Genomic DNA, 16538 nt, shown 5'->3' on the forward strand with positions numbered 1-16538 from the left:
CCTGCCCAACTTATCTATCAACCCACCTCTCAATACAGGTGTTTCTGCGCGCTCGGGGTTGTTTCACACACTGTAGTGAGCCTCGATCAGCGCCAGCATCGCTTCGCAATGGGCATCGATCTGCGGTTTGCCCCAATGCTTGCCATTACCCAGCACATGGAACATGTGCGCGAGCTTCAAGGAATCGTACTTGGGCTTGGCGAGGAATGCCGCCTGCTTCTTGAGCACGGCCTGATTGCTGTACGAGGAGTTCTCGCCCGGGCTGAGCAGCACCAGGTTGCCAAACCCATGCAACAAGTCATCGGCGAGTGATCGATCAAACTCTTCGTTCTGCGGATGCACATGCTCTACCGAGTTTTTCGAGGTGATGCGGTAGAGATTCAACTTGTCACTGTCCATCCAGGTGCAGGCGCGCCGCTCGCGCCAGAGGATGTACTCAAGCTTCTGGAACCAGTAATGCTCGAACCCGGTTCCGTGCGCCTGTTTCAGGTATTCCAGCTTGCTTGCCAGCGGGGCCGATGCGACGGTGTCGCGGGACAATAACTGGTAACTCGCGTATTTCTGGGTCAGCTCTGTCAGTGACAGTTCGTTGTCAATCTGCTCAAGCAGGGCAAGCACCTGATGTTCGGACAACGCTGGATTCTCAACCAGCCGCCCCAGGAATGGCGTCAGCCAATACTGCGCACTGCGCTCCCCGGTGAAGTAGCGCACGCTTTGCAACTGGCCCAGGTCAGAGGTTTCCTGATTGACCGAGCGCCAGGTCGGCCCGTGGCCCTTGCTGCGGTTATTGAACGAGCACAGGCGCAACGTACGATCGTCTTCTTCACCCAGGCGCACCCACTTGACCACCCAGCGATCAAACTGGAAACGCACTTGCCACAAGCACTCCATGAATGCCTTGGCTTCAGCGGCACTGGCTCGATTGACGAACTCGGCAAAGCTTGCATTCAGGTTGCTGTCATTGAGCCGTGTCTCGATATCGGCAGCCTTGATACCGTGCTGGTAGATGCGATACGCATGCATCAGCAACAAGCCGAAACTGATGATGGACTGATAGCGGGCCTCATCATCCTCTTCAGTTTCAGATGGCGCCTCTGCGGCATGCTTCATCAATGAGATGTCGCTGATGGTGCGGCCTTCTTGAGTAGCTGCAGCGGCACGCTCGATGTGGAAATGCTCCCGCGAATATTGAGCAAGGTCGTTGAACTTCAGTACCCCCCAATCCGTATGCTTGAAGACATCGCGCAGGTTCTTCTCGAAGTAGTCCCCCATGTTCTCGCAGGCCTGCCAGATACCTTCGTAGCTGGCGCGATGATGCTTGATACGCGCCATCAAACGCGCCTTGAGGATATCGGTCTGTTCCAGTTGCACACCGCTGGTGTTGAGGGTGGCAAAAAGCTTGTTGAGGTCCATGCCGGCGGGCATGACGTTGTTGACCCACGTCACCCGATTGAAAAGGTAATGGCCAACGCGCTCAAGGGCTTCGCGCCCCTCATCCGCCAAGAGCTTGTCCAGCCTGTCGGATGCCGTTTTTCGCGCAGCGCAAAGGTGTTTCAGATAAGGGTTGGACGCTTCCTCGTCATCCACTGCAACTTCGTCTGTCAGCCCCGCCCAGGCACTCAACCGCGCCTGGACTTCCTCACGAATGTTGAACGTGAGGCGTGGTGCGTTACCCAGCACAACCAGCGAACGCAAGGATGAATCAGGCATCTGCTCGCAAAACGCCAATGCCAGCACCATCAACGTCGTCATGCGCTGTTGGCCGTCGATCAGTTCGTAGGTTATGTCTGCTGCCGAATCCACGCCCGACGGCACCTGGCTGGTCAGCACGGTACCGATGAAGTAGTGCGATTGCTCAGGGGTGCCGCTTTCATCAACAGCGCTTGCCTGAATGATCTGCTCCAGCAGGTCCTTCACGTCTTCACTGGGCCAGACATAAGGTCGCTGGTAGCACGGAATCGTCAGCGCAATGTTCTGTTCACACAGCACTGTTGCACTTTGTACTTGGGATTGCACCTGAGCATTCATCATTTGCCTCCTTGGCGGGCAGCGTCAGCGAGACAGATTCGGTCGATGGCAGCGCAAAGCTCTGCGTCGTATCGCGCCGCGACCTCGCCGTAATTAGGCCATGGGAGTTCGAGGCCGAGCGTGGCAGAGACTGACCGAACAAAGCGCTGCTTGATGCTGTTTACATCCAGATTCTGAGCACTGACAGAGTACTTGTACGCGCGCAGGTAGCCCAGAAGCTCTTCGTGGGTATGGCTTGTGAAAATCCAATCCAGCAGCGGCGTGTTGCGCAGGTGGGTTTGCACCCCGTCCTCTCGCACGCTCACATCGTTGATCAGCCGTGGCGCGAACACCATGCGGAAAATCCATAGGCTGGCTTCGAGCAATCGGGCACTGCCGAACTGGCTGGCGTACATGAGCAACGCACAGTCATAGGCCCGGGTCAGGAATACGCTGCCGCGTGCGTCAACGGCCAGAAGCTTGTAGTAAAAGGCCGATGAACCAATGGGCGCGCGGGCGCCAGTGTCCAGCAACGTTTGCCGCAAACCGTGAAAGTATTCCACAAAGCGCATTGTGTTCACGCCCGCCCCAAGCGGCTGACGCATGGCGTAACCAAACTGGGCGACATGCGCCTCCTTCCCCCAGGCATCGCGGTGCACCTGCAGCGGCCGGTAAGCGATATCGCCACCACCTGCCAATGTACGCTCAGCCAACTCAGCAACAATTTGCTTACGTTCAAGGACCGGGTCACGATCACTCGCTACATTTCGCCAGCGTAGCGTTTGCCAATGCCGAGCCTTCATGAGTGTAGCGACCAGAGGTTTGAGGTCACCCATGCGCTCCCACGCACGGGCGTAATCATCCTGTGCTGTGTTGGGTACGCTACGCAGGTGGTAGGCCTTGATAATATCTGCACCGCCCAGACGAACACCGGACGTGTTCTGAGTTTCGAAAAAGCGGTAGGCATCATCTTCATGCCGCGTGACCACCAGCGTCACATTGATACGCGAGAAGTCCACCTCGGGTAGCGGCTGGCGTGCGAGCCAGCGGAGGTTACGGTGGATGCGCGAATGGCTCTCTGGTGAGCTGTAGGTCAATGCAGGCGCACCCTTGTCGCCATGCTGCAGGTAATGAATCAGCGCAAGGCTGGTGATGCGCTGTTGCCCATCGATGATGTTCAACAGGCCGCGCTGACGCGCATTGCCGCCGTCCTGATGAAGGATGATGCTACCCAGGTAAAAGTCGTGTGCTGGGGCGTCAGTACTGAAAAAAGCCCTCAGGTCGTCGAGCAGCCGCGAAAGCTGCTCTTCGCCCCAGCGGTAAGGCCGCTGATACTCGGGCAGCCGCAGGTGGCCAAAGATGAAGTTGCCATCACTGGAAGGAATTTTCGCGGCCTTGAAGACATTGGCCAAAGTCGTAGAAGCAACAGCAATACCATCCACCTCGACCGGCGATGATGGTGCAAGTTGACGTTCGCTCACAGCTTGATTCATGGGACTGTCCTTGTACGTGTCGACGCACTGCCACACGCTAGGTAAAAGAGGGCCAGGGCAACGAACCCATCAGCTTGCGGCTGAATCACGTTCCTGCAGAAGTTTACGGGCTTCGCGGGCCAGTTTGTCCAGGCGATCGACCAACTCGACCATCACCTCCAGCGTGTCCGCTTCGTCATCCTGCTGGTGATTTTTCAAGACTGCGTCAATGCACTCACGCATGGCCGGCGACCAGCGCTCCTGCGCTTCTTCACCCAAAGCGATAAGCGTATTGACACCACGCCGTGCGCCCGAGGTAATGACCTGCGCCTCTGCGGCGAAATCCGACGGTGGCGCCAATCGCACTTGCGGCTCGTAAGCCTGGTCTTCGATGGCGGGCTCAGCCTCGGCTTCATCCGCAGGGCAGACGGCTTTGACTAACGCGTCGGTCAGCTCGCGAACGTCATCACTGAGGAACTGCACGGTGGCCAGGTGCGTATTGCGCCGCGGTGCCTGAGGCAGAAAGAACTGCACCTGCTCACCCTCCCCCAACACTGCGTCGCTCCACTCGCGCAGGGTTTGCCCGTAGCTGAAGCGAGGGTAGTTGACCCGCGGATGAAGGCGCTCGACCGCTTCATCGCTGAGCGAGCTGGGGTCGACCATTACTCCGTATTTTTGCAGCAGGTCGAGGGCGACTTTGTAGCGTGGAGCCAAGAGTTTGCGGTTGATGCCTTGATGGAAAGGCCCGGACATGACGCGCATGGCATTGTTGAGGGTGCGATTATCCAGTACCCCGACGAGCTCGCCCAAAGTGTCAGCGTCGCTGGCACCTTCAGACGCGATCCAGTCGGCCATCAACGCACGCGCCTCATCGAACGCATGGGTAATCGTTTTCACGGGGTGCGGCATGGGAATTGCCTTTTCTCCAAAGCGTCCATGCATAGGGCTTGGAGCACTGCATGATATCGTTTTGATATTTCAGCGGAGATTGCCAATTTCTGGTGGGTTTGGCAAGCATGCACGAGGCTGCGATAGGAGGACTGCCACCGCGCAACTGCATTACTGCGTCGGTCACACGGGGGCTGTATCAGCTTTGAACAGCGGCGGGGTGGAGTGGGATGGGATGGGATGGTGAGCCCAGCACGGCTGGGCTGCTTGAGTTCGAAAGCGTGGGTGGAGAGAGTGCGATTGAACTCAAGATTTCTTCCGCCAGTTCCACGAATGAAGCTGGCTAGAGCGTCAGTTCAGCGGCACTGCCCCGCGGCACTCAGCAGCGCATTGCAGTTGCTGTTACCGGCACTGGCGCTGTTCACCGAATTAGCGCCCGAGCCGATGGCGCTGGAGCTCACTGCGCCCATCACCGTGGTGATGTAGCACTGGTGTTTGCGGCGGCGGGTAGCAGCGACGAAGTTGAGCTGTCACATCTGCGCCATCAGGAACAACCACTGAAATGCCCAAATAATGATCAAGGTGCAAAGTAAGCGTCTGCTCGCCTACCAGCCGATCCCAGTACCACGCCGCCTAACCCTGAATCACCCACTATAGTCCACTCGCAATTACTACAAAACGGGGTACATCTGGGGGTATAAAACCATTTCTACACTCATAACCCATTGATTTAAATTAACGTCCAAATGTTTTTTGGGGATCCGGATAGCCTTTGACGCTTGCGACAAACCTGTGGGGCCTTATTCATAGGTCGGCCCTGCATCCGCCCGTTCAAGTTCACCATGCTGGCTCTTCTGCCGCGCCATGAGACCAGCCAGTATCGGCTGCTCCAGCAACCACTGCACGATCGCCTGGCTGCCTTCGCTGGTTGATGAAACGCCATGAATGCCATGGCCCGACTCGGCAGCGCCGTCTCGACCATCAGCACCTGTCGGGAATTTTCGCCAATAAACACCTAGATATGAAACAGCGTTTCCTCGCCACCAAGTGGTCCACCGGCCGCAGTGACGCACCAACGATGGACGAGGCAATGGTGGGCTTCGACTGCCGGATCAACGAAATCCGCGGCGCGGGCGGCCACAGCATCCTCTACCCAGTCACTAGGCCAGTCTTGCATGGGCCTGCTGGCACACCGCTCAAGCTGGCGATCTGAGCCAGGGGCGCGCCCAGGAAGGAAGGCGACTCAGCCTTCCTCCAAACGTGCTTCGTTGTCGCGAATGACCTGCACGGTCTGCGGGTCATTCGCAACGGCTTCGAGCAGAGAGCTCAACAGCCCGGGGAAACGGCTCTCCAGGTCTTCGCGGCGAATCGACAGCAGGTTCTCGCGACCATAAGGGCGTTGCCAGATCACACCGCTGTCACGCAGGACACGCCAATGGTGGGTCATGGTCGATTTCGATGCCCCCTTGAGAATGCGCCCACAAGGGTGTTCCTCACCATCGGAAAGTACCTTCAGCACGGTCAGGCGCAACGGATTGCCAAGTGCTGTCAGGACGTTTTCCAGGCGGATCTGTTCAATGCTGGGGTGGTTGGCAGTGTACATGCGATACCTCAATAACCTTACAAGGATCACCGCGTACTGAAGCATGGAAGCGCGTCGGCACAGCGGTTTCCTCGTATTGAACAGGTACGATTCCATGTCGCGCCCTTGGGGGAAAGCAATCTCCCATTGACCTCGGGCCGTCAGCCTATGGCTGCCTGCATCTGGAATCGCGACTGTTTGTTAGTACGAGCAATGTAGGACTATACACCAGTTTTGCAGCGCTCCGTGAGCCAGACACGGCAAACGTGCTACCGGAGGCCCTTGAGGCGCAACCCATTGGGCCTTGCAAAACAAAGGGTTGAAAACCATGCGGGGCGGATAAAGGGATTGTTTCAAGGTGTAAAGCCGGCGCCAGAATGCAACCCTGGCGCCGGAAGACGGGCATCTACTGAACGTTCACTGACTCGGGCTGGTAACCACCGCCCAGTGCCGTCACCAGGCCCACTGCCGAGTCAATCTGCTTGCTGCTCAACAGGGCAAGACGCAGTTCGTCCTCAATCAATTGCTCCTCGATATTGAGCGAATCGAGGAAGTTGTTTTCCCCGACTTCAAACCGCTCTACAGCCAGGTCGAAGGACGACTGGGCCGTATCGCGCGCAGTACGCTGCAGGCCGATCTGCCGGTTGACGGCCTGCAATTCGGTCACCGACGTCGCGACCTGGTGCAACGCCGTGTTCAACGTGGCGTTGTAGCGGGCGATCGCCAGGTCCAGGTCGGCGTTGCTCTGTTTGAGGTCGGCACGCAGGCGACCGGCATCGAACAACGGCACGGTCACGGTTGGCGTGATGTTCCAGAACCGGCTGACGGTGTCGTTGAAACTGTCGCCAGACATGGCATGGATACCGCCTGCGGCACGCAGGTTGATGTTGGGATAGAAACGGGTCTTCACCGAGGCCACCGTGCGAGACTCGGCCTCAACCCGCCAGCGGGCCGCGACGATGTCTGGACGCCGCCCAAGCAGTTCGGCAGGCAGGCTCTCCGGCAGCGCCGCCTCGGTGCTTTTCAGCGGCTTGGGCCGGACGATGTCGCGGGCACCGTCAACGCCCGCGCCGAGCAGGGCCGATAGCTGCAGGCGGGCAATTTCCACATCGCTGCGCGCCCCCAGCAGGCTCGCCTCGGCGCGCGCCACCAGGCCATCGACCCGCTGCAGCTGGGACTTGTTGTCCAAACCGTTATGGAAGCGGTCACCGGTCAGGCTCTGCAGGTTGCGCAAACGCTTGAGATCACGCTCGCTCAGGTCGACCACGTCCCAAGCATAGGTCAGCTGGTTGTAGGCCTTGACCACGTTGGCGGCCAGCAGCAAGCGCGCCGACTGCAGCTCGACCTCCGCGGCCCGGGCCTGGTTGACCGAAGCCTCCCAGGCACTGCGCTTGCCGCCCCACAAGTCAAGGTCGTAGTCGAAGGTCACGCCCAGGCTGCGCACACTGACATAGCGATTGCCCTGTCCGGCGAAGTCCTCACGGCGCGACAGCCGCGAGCGGGACACACCACCTGCGGCATCGACCTGTGGAGCACGGTCGGCGTCGTAGTATTCCTGGTAGGCGTTGGCCTTGTCCGCCCTCGCCCGCACTTCCTGCAATCCGGGGTTGCTCACCCAGGCCTTGGCCACCAGACGGTCGAGCTGGGCATTGGCATACTGCTGCCACCAATTGTCGGTCGGCCAAGGCGCGGCTGGCAGCCGCGCGTCGGCCAGGGACGCCGAAGGCGCTCCCTCGGGGGTCAGCAGGGTCTGACGATGGTCGATGCCGGCGTAGTTCACGCAACCACCCATTACCACCAGGGCCGCCAGCGACAGCGGCCGTGCACATCGTGTCATTTTCAACATTGGATTATCCCCGCGCCGCGGCATCGATGACCTGGCCGTCGTGCTCCGCGACGGGCAGCACCTTTGGCTGCCTGCCAGTGCTCAACAGGCTGTAGACCGTCGGCAGGATGAACAGAGTGAACAAGGTGCCGATCAACATGCCGACGACAATCACAAGGCCCAAGCCGAAGCGGCTGTTGGCACCCGCGCCGGTGGCGAAGATCAACGGTGCGAGCCCCACCACCATGGCCGCAGTGGTCATCAGGATTGGGCGCAGGCGCACCTCGGCCGCATGCCGGATCGCCTCCAGCTTGCCCATGCCGTGCTGCATCTGCAGTTCGTTGGCGAACGCTACCATCAGGATGCCGTGCTTGCTGATCAGCCCTATGAGCGTGATCAGGCCGATCTGCGTGTAGATGTTCAGCGAGGTGTAGCCCAGCGCCAGCGGCAGCAGCGCCCCGCAGATCGACAATGGCACACTGATCAGGATGATGAACGGGTCGATGAAGCTTTCGTACTGGACTGCCAGCACCAGGTAGATGATGACCAGGGCGAAGGCGAAGGTCAGCACCAAGGTGTTGCCCTCCTGCACATATTGCCGGGTATCGGACTGCCAGTCGTAGGTGTAGCCAGCCGGGAACTGCCCGGCCTGCTCGCTCAGGAAGGCCACGGCGTCGCCCAGGGTCACGCCTGGCATCGGGATGGCCTGGAAGGTCGCGGCATTCTGCTGGTTGAACTGCGGACGCAGGTTCGGCTCGACTTTGACCTGGATGGTAGCCAGGGTCGACAGCGGCACCAGGTTGCCATGCTGGTCCTTGACGTAGTAGCGATTGAGCGCCTCGGGGGTCAGGCGGTCCTGGGGCACCGACTGGGGAATCACATCGTAGGAACGGCCATGGTAGGCGAACCGGTTGACGTACTTCTCGCCGATCAGGCTGTTGAGCGTCCTGCCAATGTCGCTCATGCGGATACCCATGGCATTGGCCTTGGCCCTGTCGACCTGAACCTCGACCACCGGGTTGTTGAAGTCAAGGTCGCTGTCGACCACAGCGAACAGGCCGCTACTGCGAGCACTGGCCTTGAGCTTGTCCATTACGTCGAACAGTAATTGGTAGTCCTGGTCGCTGCGCACCACCATCTGTACCGGCAGGCCACCTGTGGAACCTGGCAGCGGCGGCATCTGGAAGACGAAGATGCTGGTGCCTTCGATCTGGCTCACCCGTTGCTGTAGCAGTGGCTGGATCTGATTGGCACTGCGCTCGCGCTTGTCCCAATCCACCAGGTTGATGCCGCCGACACTATTGGACAAGCCGTCGGTACCGTTGGCCACCCAGTCGCTGTAGCCTTCGGGGAATTCCTGGAACACCTCGTGGAGCTTCTGGGAAAACGCCTCGACATAATTGATGTTGGCATGCTGCGGCGCCTTGATCGCGGTCAGCAGGATGTTCTGATCTTCCAGCGGGGCCAGTTCGCTCTGCGCCGACTTGTACAGCACTGGCAGGCTGAAGAAGATCACCAGGGCGATGGCCAGGCTGATCCAGCGCATGGACAACGACATGCCCAGCAACTTGCCATAACGCTCGGCCAGCCAACTGAAGAAAGCCTCGGCCCTGCGCGCCATGTAGCCTTCGCTCGACTTGGCATCGAGCAGGTGGGTGCTCATGATCGGCGACAGCGTGAGGGCGACGATGCCTGATACCACCACCGAGCCGGCCAGGGTCAGCGCGAACTCCTTGAACAGCGTCCCGGTCAGCCCCCCCATCAGACCAATAGGCGCATACACCGCCGCCAAGGTGAAGGTCATCGCCACCACCGGGCCGGCCACCTCACGGGCGCCGAGCAAGGCCGCCTCGAACGGTGTCTTGCCTTCTTCGATGTGACGGTGAACGTTCTCCACCACCACGATGGCGTCATCCACCACCAAGCCGATCGCCAACACCATCGCCAGCAAGGTCAGCAGATTCAGGCTGAAACCGAACATCTGCATCAGCACCGCTGCACCCAGCATCGACAGCGGAATGGTCACCAGGGGAATCAGCACGGTGCGGAAGGTGCCCAGGCACAGGTAGATGACCAGGACCACGATCACCAGTGCCTCGACCAGGGTATGGGTCACCTCGTCGATGGACGACTGGATGAAATGCGCCACCTCGAACGGGATCTGCACCTTGACGCCTGGCGGCAGGGTCTTCTCGATTTCGGGGATCAGTGCCTTGACCGCGTTGACGATGGTCAGTGGGTTGCCGGTGGGAGCCGCGTCGAGGCCCAGGAACATCGCCGGGACCGCGCTCATCGCACCGCTGGTGTCGAACGACGCGGCGTTCAGCTCCACGGTACCGACGTCGCGCACCCGGATGATGTTGCCGTTGTCGTTGCGCAGGACCATGTCCTTGAAGTCGTCGACGCTGCTCAGGTCGGTGTTGACCCGCAGGTTGCTGACCACATACAGGCCCTTGACCCGGCCGGGCGCGGCCTGGAAGTTGTTTTCCTTGATCGCATCCGCCACGTCCTGGCCCGTGATGCCGTAGCCGGCCAGCAAGTCCGGGTCAAGCCACAGGCGCATGGACAGGGTCTGCCCGCCCAGCACGTTGATCTTGGCGACACCATCGATCCCCGAGAACATCGGCTCGACCACTCGCGAGATGTAGTCGGCCACTTCGGGCATCGACAGCTGCTCGCTGGAAAACGCCACGTAGGCGACACTGGTGAAGCCGCCCGAGGTGCGCTCGATCACCGGGTCATAAGCTTCTTCGGGCAGCTTGTAACGGATCTGGTTGACCTTGGCCATCACCTCAGTCAGAGCATTGATCGAGTTGCTGTTGAGCTGCATGCGCACGGTCACCAGGCTCTTTCCCTGGGTAGAGGTGGACGACAGGTAGTCGATGCCTTCGACCGAGGCCACGGCCTGGCTGATCGGTTGCGTCACGAAGCCTTGCATCAGCTCCGACGAGGCGCCGGGGTACTGGGTAGTGATAGTGATGGTAGAGGTTTCCAGCATCGGGTACTGACGCACCGGAAGCTTGCTGAAAGCCATGATCCCGAACAGCAGGATCAACGTGCTGACCACCAGCGCCAGCACAGGGCGGCGCAGGAAAATATCAGTGAAATGCATGATCGCTCCTCAGCGCTGGACGTTCAGTCGCACCGTGTCGGTCACGGGCTCAATGGCAACGCCGTCCTGCAGTTTGATCTGCCCGGACGTCACCACCTCTTCACCGGCCTGCAACCCCTTGAGCACCACCGCCAAGCCATCGCGACGCTCGCCGATGCTGATGTTCTTGCGCCGCACCTTCTTCTGGCCATTTTCCTCGTAGGTGACGAAGACGCTCTCGCCATAGGCGTTGTAGGTGATCGCGGTCTCCGGCACGACCAGCTCGTCCTTGCCCGGCAGTTGCACCTTCACCTTGGCGTACATGCCCGGGCGCAGCTTGTCCTGATGGTCCTTGAGCAGCGCCTGGACACGAATCACATGGGAATTGTTGACCTGCGGATCGATGGCGCTGACCACGCCTTCGAACGTCATGCCGCCCCAGGCATCGACCGCCACTTCCACGGCCTGCCCCTTGACGATGCTGGCACTGTCACGCTCGGACACGGTGAAGTTGACCCGCAGCCCGTTGAGGTCGGTGAGCGTGGCCAACGGTCGGCCAGCCTGGACGTAGTCGCCCAGATGAACCTGGCGGATGCCCAGCTCGCCGGAGAATGGTGCCCGGATGGTCTTCTGCGCGATCTGCGCCTGGATGTTCTCCAGGTTGCCCTTGGCCGCATCGAACTGCGCCCGTGCGCTGTCCAGCGCCCGCTGGCTCTCGGCACCATTGCGCGCCAGCGCCTGCAGCCGTGCGTAATGGGTCTTGGCGGCCTCGAACTCGCCACGCAGGCGGGTGAGCTCACCCTCCTCCGGCGAAGTGTTGAGCCTGACCACCACATTGCCCGCCTTGACCCGGTCGCCCGAGTCGAAGGCCAGCGCCACCACCTGCCCACTGACCTCGGCCGACAGCAGCACCTGCTGGCGAGCCTCGATCTGGCCGATGGCGACCTGGTAATAGGTGTACGGCACTTGCCTGACCAGAGCCAGTGCCGCGGGTACCAGTGCAGGGGCGGGCGCCGGTTCCTCTCCGTGAGCCATGTAACGCAGCGTCAAGCCGCCCAGCACAGCAAGCGTGACCACCGATGCCGTTACCTTCCCTAGATAGTGTTTCGCCCGCATGACTTACTCCCTGTCGCCTCTGGTGGCGACCGCCTGGAAATTCAACATTTGAAAAACTCCAACCTGCATCTGCACTGGCCCGACCGTGTTGACGGCATGCTCGTTGAGCATCGACCCGGCTAGCCCGACCCGCACGTTCAGGCCATCGCCATCGGCCTGCTGGACGTAGGTGTTGGTGATGCGGCACTCGCTGCGCGGCATGAAAAACATCCGCACCTGAGGCCACGAGACCGAGGTATCCAGCGCGGCCAGGCGCTGTACGATCTGCGAAATGACGCGGATATCCCGTTGCTGGCCACCAAAGTCCTTGCTCACGCACAGACGGGAAAAGCCCAGCTTGCACAGCTCGGCAATGACTTTGGGATGGGCTTCACCTTGTTCTTCGGCGTAATCGCGATACTGCCGAATCAGCGGCCGAACCGCCTCGATACGCGCTACCCATTCCTCGGCCTCAGCAGGCAGGTCACGCCACTGCATCACTGTCCTCATGTTCAGCTCCCTGCTGGGGTGAGATGAATCCTGGAGGTCCGTATCGACATCGAACGATACGACTGTACGCACATTAACGTACTATTTCAATGTAGTCGTACAATCTTTCTGTAATAAGCCGCATGTATGGCCTTCAGCGCTCGTCGAAAGGGATCCCGCCCCTGGCCTTGTCGCCAGGCTGCGCCTTGACGATCTGCACCATGTGCTCGCGGGCAGTTTCGAATCTGCTGGCAACGTAGTCAGTGACCGAACGCAGCAATTTATTCTTCTGCTACTGGGAACGGGCAGCGGCTGCATAGGCGATGACTTCTGGTATGAAGGATCTCCTTGTCTGCTTACCCATGCTCTGGCGGGAGGAAAACATCGACCGGCATGGCTCGATCCGCACCCCAGAGATCGCCGAACAGGCGGCGCGCTACGGGGACGGTTTCTTTGCCAGCCATATCCTCTGGCCCAAGAGTCACTTCCAGCGCCTGGTCACCTTCTATCGCTCTCGCTACGCCTACTACGGCCATGGCACCCCTCAGGAGGCCATCGTCGGCCTTGGCGGGCACATCTACGTCAACCGCCAGTCGCAAGTTGCCCGCGAGCGTTTCCGCCCGTTCTTCGACAACGCGCCGGTGTACGGCCACGGCCCTTCGCTGGAAGAGTTCATGCGCGATACCCCTTTGTCAGTCGGCAGCCCTCAGGAAATCATCGACAAGACACTGACCTTCCGCGAGCAGTTCGGCGATTACCAGCGCCAGCTGTTCCTCTTCGACCATGCCGGTATCCCACTGCCTGAGGTACTGGAAATGCTCGAGCTATTCGGTAGCGAGGAGGCCGGCTTGCCGCTATGGATCAAAGGCCCGTTTCACCGGCTGAACGCCTGGTTGCAAGGCACACAGCCTCGGCATTTCAAGACTGGGTGAGTGCGTACCTACAGGCTTAAGCCCAACCTTGAGCACATGCTGGCATGTTGTGGCCCCAACACACCAAGTGCCACTAGGGCCTGGGCCTGACTTGAGGGCAAGTGTAGAGCGGGGCCTCTAGCGCGTTATCGTTTTCGGAAAAACTAGCAGATTCGTCATCAAATTTGAGTGATCGTTAGCGTTTTCGCGCCCAACAAATTACTGTTTTCACGTACCACCTTCTTCTGGCTATCATTTTCCAGCTCCCATTAAGGGATTCGACACTGCAGGTGGGTTTCAAGCCACTCGCCGGTCTTCGTCGCGCAAGCGACCATGCGCGAGCACATCGTGCACTACATTGCGCCGAAATTTGAGGTGCTGCCGCAACTGCTCGAAGGCCTGAAAGCGTTCGAGCTGGCAACGCGGGGCGCCGAGCCGCTGGCTCGAGCAGCGGCTATCGCTTTCGCTTTTGCATACATCCACCCCATGCGGGACGGCAATGGCCGGATCCACCGCTTCCTGATCAATGACACCCTGATCCGAGATAACATGGTGCCGGATGGCGTGACTCTGCCAGTGTCGGCCACCATCACGAGCTCGATCGATTTCCGGACACGCTACGACCGTACGCTGGAGGTGTTTTCGCGGCCACTCATGCAACGATACGCAGCATCCTATCGATTTGACCGAACACGTTCTTTACACGGCTAAGGTCGTTGCGCATACGGTCCGTACCGAAATGGCAGACGAGGCCCGTGTGCTGGTTATTTTCCAGCGTGCTCAGGAACGGCTCAAAGAGGTGCTGGAAATGCCGGATCAGGATGCGAGCCGGATCATTCGTTCTCTCAAGGAGAACGGCTGGCAGGTATCTGGCAAGCTGAAAAAAGCGTATCCGCAACTGGACGACGCTCACCGGGCAGAACGTGTTGTGGAAGCCGTGCGCTCAGCATTCGAAGAACCGGACTCGGTTAAGGACCCGGACAGTCTTTGAGATCGGTTTCTAAATCAGCGGTACGCGTTCGTGTACCGCAAGCTGAGCACTGCCCTCCCCACTCAGAACTGTACCTTCAGCCCTGCATAGAACGTCCGCCCTGGAGCAGGTTCGTAGTAACGACCAGCATTGTCATTGATCCGCAAGTTGTCGTAGTAACGCCGGTCCGTGAGGTTATCCAGCCCCACATAAGGCTCCAGATTTTTCGCCTTGCCCTTGAGTGACATACCGGCACGCAGGTTAACCACCGCATAGCCACCCACCCGTGCGGTGTTGGCGCTGTCCGCGTACTGGCGGTCGTAGGCCGAGGTGTTGATGCGTGCATACCAGTTGTCCCGGCTATAGCTCAGCTCACCAAACAGGCTCGTCACGGGGATGCCCGGCAGGCGCTTGCCATCGTAATTCTCGAAACTGCGGTAGCTGTAGTCATTGAGGCTGTAGGCGGTGGTCAGTTGCCAGTGCTCGTCGGGCTGCCAGCGCGCGCTCAGTTCCAGGCCGTCGCGGCGGGTGGAGCCGGCATTGCGGTAGAAGGTACGGCCATCGACATAAGGCACCAGCTCATCGCGTGTGTCGATGCGGTAGACCACCGCTTCGTAACGCCAGTGCGCGGTTTCGCCCTTCAGGCCGATTTCCTGGTTGAGGGCGTGGGCCGGCTCCAGGCTACTGTTGAAACCGCCTCCCGTGGGGTTCGCCAGTTCGCTGACAGTCGGGGTTTCGAAGGAGGTCGCAACGCGCGTGTAAAGGGTGTGGTGCTCGTCCAGGCGGTAGCTGAGGCCAGCGCTGTAGTTAAGGTCGCGCAAGACCCGATCACCGGAGTCATCGCGGCCATCACTGAGGAAGTGATCGTCGATGCTCAGACGCACTTCGTCATGGCGCAGGCCGAGGCTGAGCATCCAGTTTTCGCCTAGCGCAGTCTGGTTTTCAATGAACAGTCCAAGGCTCTGGGCCTCTTCACGCTGACGTTGGGTCAGGGCACCTTTTTCGCCTCCGATGAGGTTGTTGTTGCGATCACGGTCGTCGCGCAGGGACTCCAGGTCCGCACCGAACGTCAGCGTATGGCTCAGGCCGAACCAGTCTGCGACATGGCTGTAGTGCGCGCCGACACCATCGAACAGTCGCTCGTAGCTCGTCTGCCCGTTGGCCGCCAACGGTAGGTGGTTGGTGAAGTCGCGCTGACCAACGTAGCTGCGTACCTGATACGTATCCTCGCCCACCGACTGGCCGTCCCAAACCAGTGACAGACGCTGCTGGGTGATGCGCTCGTCAGCGTCGAAGCTCAGGCTTTGCGGACGCGCCTGATGACGATCAGTACGAACCTGATCGAGCGTCAGACCACCGGGGTCTTCGGATCGATTGTCGAGGGCGTGCAAGGTCAGCGCCAAACGGCCGGTCTCACCCCACCAGCGCAGTTTGCCAGTGAGATTGTTGGCTTCGCTGGTAGCGTGATCACGATAGCCATCCACCTGGGTCGAGCTGACCGCCACCAAGGTGCCGAAGTTGCCTTCGGTGCCGCTGGCTTCGACGCTCCGCCAGCGATAGCCGGAGCTGCCAAAACCGAAGTTGCCGGATACGTTCGGATGGTCGCCCGGCTCGCGGGTGTTGATCGCCAGTACGCCACCGGCGCCGTTGCCATAGAGCACCGCGGCCGGGCCGCGGATGACCTCCATACGCTCCACCAGGCCGATATCGACGCCGTCGAGTTCAGTCTGGCCGTCGGGCATGGTCAGGGGAACGCCGTCCACCAGCACGCGGATGCCGCGCACGCCGAAACTGGAGCGCGAGCCGAAACCGCGGATCGCCGGCCGCAGGCCCTGGGCGGCGTTGTAGCGGCTCTGCACGACGACACCGGGCACGCTGGAAAGCATATTGCCGAGAGTCAACGCCTGCTCGCCACGGCTGTCAGCGGCATCTACGACGCTGGCCGACAGCGCGGTCTGCGCCCACTGGTCACCGGTGCGGGTAGCCGTGACGACTACCGGTTCGACTTCGACGGATGAGTCCGCCAGAGCGCCGGTGGTGGTCAGTAAAAGTGCGCCGAATGCATTACGGCGATGTGCGGCACGGTGCCGCTGGTTATTTTTCATGGGTTGTTCCACTTGGCAGCGCTGGACATTTTCCAACGTACCGGGGCGCCCTCTCTTGGGTTGGACGCTGTTTAAGGCAGACCATGCGCAAGCTCACAGGCAC

Annotated in this window: 12 protein-coding genes and 1 pseudogene; 4 read left to right on the forward strand and 9 right to left on the reverse strand. The window is 60.1% G+C overall.

All coding sequences use genetic code 11. From position 1 onward, the window contains the following. Positions 1-63: 63 nt before the first annotated feature. The 3 genes from CYD26_RS16960 to CYD26_RS16970 form a co-directional block, all read right to left on the reverse strand. Positions 64-2028, reverse strand: a complete 1965-nt coding sequence (locus tag CYD26_RS16960; protein ID WP_158240133.1) for a DUF262 domain-containing protein — start codon at positions 2026-2028, stop codon at positions 64-66. Beyond that, positions 2028-3500 (reverse strand): DUF262 domain-containing protein, encoded by a 1473-nt coding sequence (locus tag CYD26_RS16965; RefSeq protein WP_102053138.1) that lies wholly within the window; start codon positions 3498-3500, stop codon positions 2028-2030. The genes CYD26_RS16960 and CYD26_RS16965 overlap by 1 nt, the downstream gene beginning before the upstream one ends. A 69-nt stretch (positions 3501-3569) precedes the next feature. Then, positions 3570-4388, reverse strand: coding sequence for a hypothetical protein (locus CYD26_RS16970; RefSeq protein WP_256588039.1), 819 nt, complete (start codon positions 4386-4388; stop codon positions 3570-3572). A 312-nt stretch (positions 4389-4700) separates the two neighbouring features. Here CYD26_RS16970 and CYD26_RS25125 point away from each other — a divergent pair, with 312 nt between their 5' ends. After that, positions 4701-4853 carry a hypothetical protein gene (locus CYD26_RS25125; RefSeq protein ID WP_158240134.1) on the forward strand — a complete coding sequence of 51 codons (153 nt, stop codon included), beginning with the start codon at positions 4701-4703 and terminating at the stop codon, positions 4851-4853. Between the two features lie 535 nt (positions 4854-5388). Next, the gene (locus CYD26_RS16975) at positions 5389-5580 is read left to right on the forward strand and encodes a hypothetical protein (protein WP_178081717.1); all 192 of its coding nucleotides are present in this window, start codon (positions 5389-5391) and stop codon (positions 5578-5580) included. Between the two features lie 30 nt (positions 5581-5610). Here the strand turns inward: CYD26_RS16975 and CYD26_RS16980 are convergent, their stop codons facing one another. The 5 genes from CYD26_RS16980 to CYD26_RS17000 form a co-directional block, all read right to left on the reverse strand. After that, on the reverse strand, positions 5611-5970 hold the full coding sequence (locus CYD26_RS16980; RefSeq protein WP_065758978.1) for a helix-turn-helix transcriptional regulator: 360 nt from the start codon (positions 5968-5970) through the stop codon (positions 5611-5613). Positions 5971-6355: 385 nt separating this feature from the next. Continuing rightward, the gene (locus CYD26_RS16985; protein WP_102053139.1) at positions 6356-7795 is read right to left on the reverse strand and encodes an efflux transporter outer membrane subunit; all 1440 of its coding nucleotides are present in this window, start codon (positions 7793-7795) and stop codon (positions 6356-6358) included. A 4-nt stretch (positions 7796-7799) separates the two neighbouring features. After that, complete coding sequence (locus CYD26_RS16990) at positions 7800-10886, reverse strand: MexW/MexI family multidrug efflux RND transporter permease subunit (protein WP_102053140.1); 3087 nt, start codon at positions 10884-10886, stop codon at positions 7800-7802. Positions 10887-10895: 9 nt separating this feature from the next. Continuing rightward, positions 10896-11981, reverse strand: a complete 1086-nt coding sequence (locus tag CYD26_RS16995) for an efflux RND transporter periplasmic adaptor subunit (protein WP_065758975.1) — start codon at positions 11979-11981, stop codon at positions 10896-10898. A gap of 3 nt (positions 11982-11984) precedes the next feature. Further along, the gene (locus CYD26_RS17000; protein ID WP_145991798.1) at positions 11985-12470 is read right to left on the reverse strand and encodes an acyl-CoA dehydrogenase family protein; all 486 of its coding nucleotides are present in this window, start codon (positions 12468-12470) and stop codon (positions 11985-11987) included. Positions 12471-12784: 314 nt separating this feature from the next. Here CYD26_RS17000 and CYD26_RS17005 point away from each other — a divergent pair, with 314 nt between their 5' ends. Further along, a complete protein-coding gene (locus CYD26_RS17005) occupies positions 12785-13381 on the forward strand; it encodes an LLM class flavin-dependent oxidoreductase (protein ID WP_256588040.1) in 597 nt (198 codons plus the stop codon). A 285-nt stretch (positions 13382-13666) separates the two neighbouring features. After that, a pseudogene (locus tag CYD26_RS17010) lies at positions 13667-14351 on the forward strand (Fic family protein); the annotation flags it as partial. Positions 14352-14413: 62 nt separating this feature from the next. On the opposite strand, the gene CYD26_RS17015 reads toward CYD26_RS17010, so the two are convergent. Further along, a complete protein-coding gene (locus CYD26_RS17015) occupies positions 14414-16435 on the reverse strand; it encodes a TonB-dependent receptor (protein WP_102053141.1) in 2022 nt (673 codons plus the stop codon). Between the last annotated feature and the right edge of the window lie 103 nt (positions 16436-16538).

Source organism: Pseudomonas sp. FFUP_PS_473 (genome assembly GCF_002858665.1).
In the GTDB taxonomy this organism is placed as follows: Bacteria; Pseudomonadota; Gammaproteobacteria; order Pseudomonadales; family Pseudomonadaceae; genus Aquipseudomonas; species Aquipseudomonas defluvii.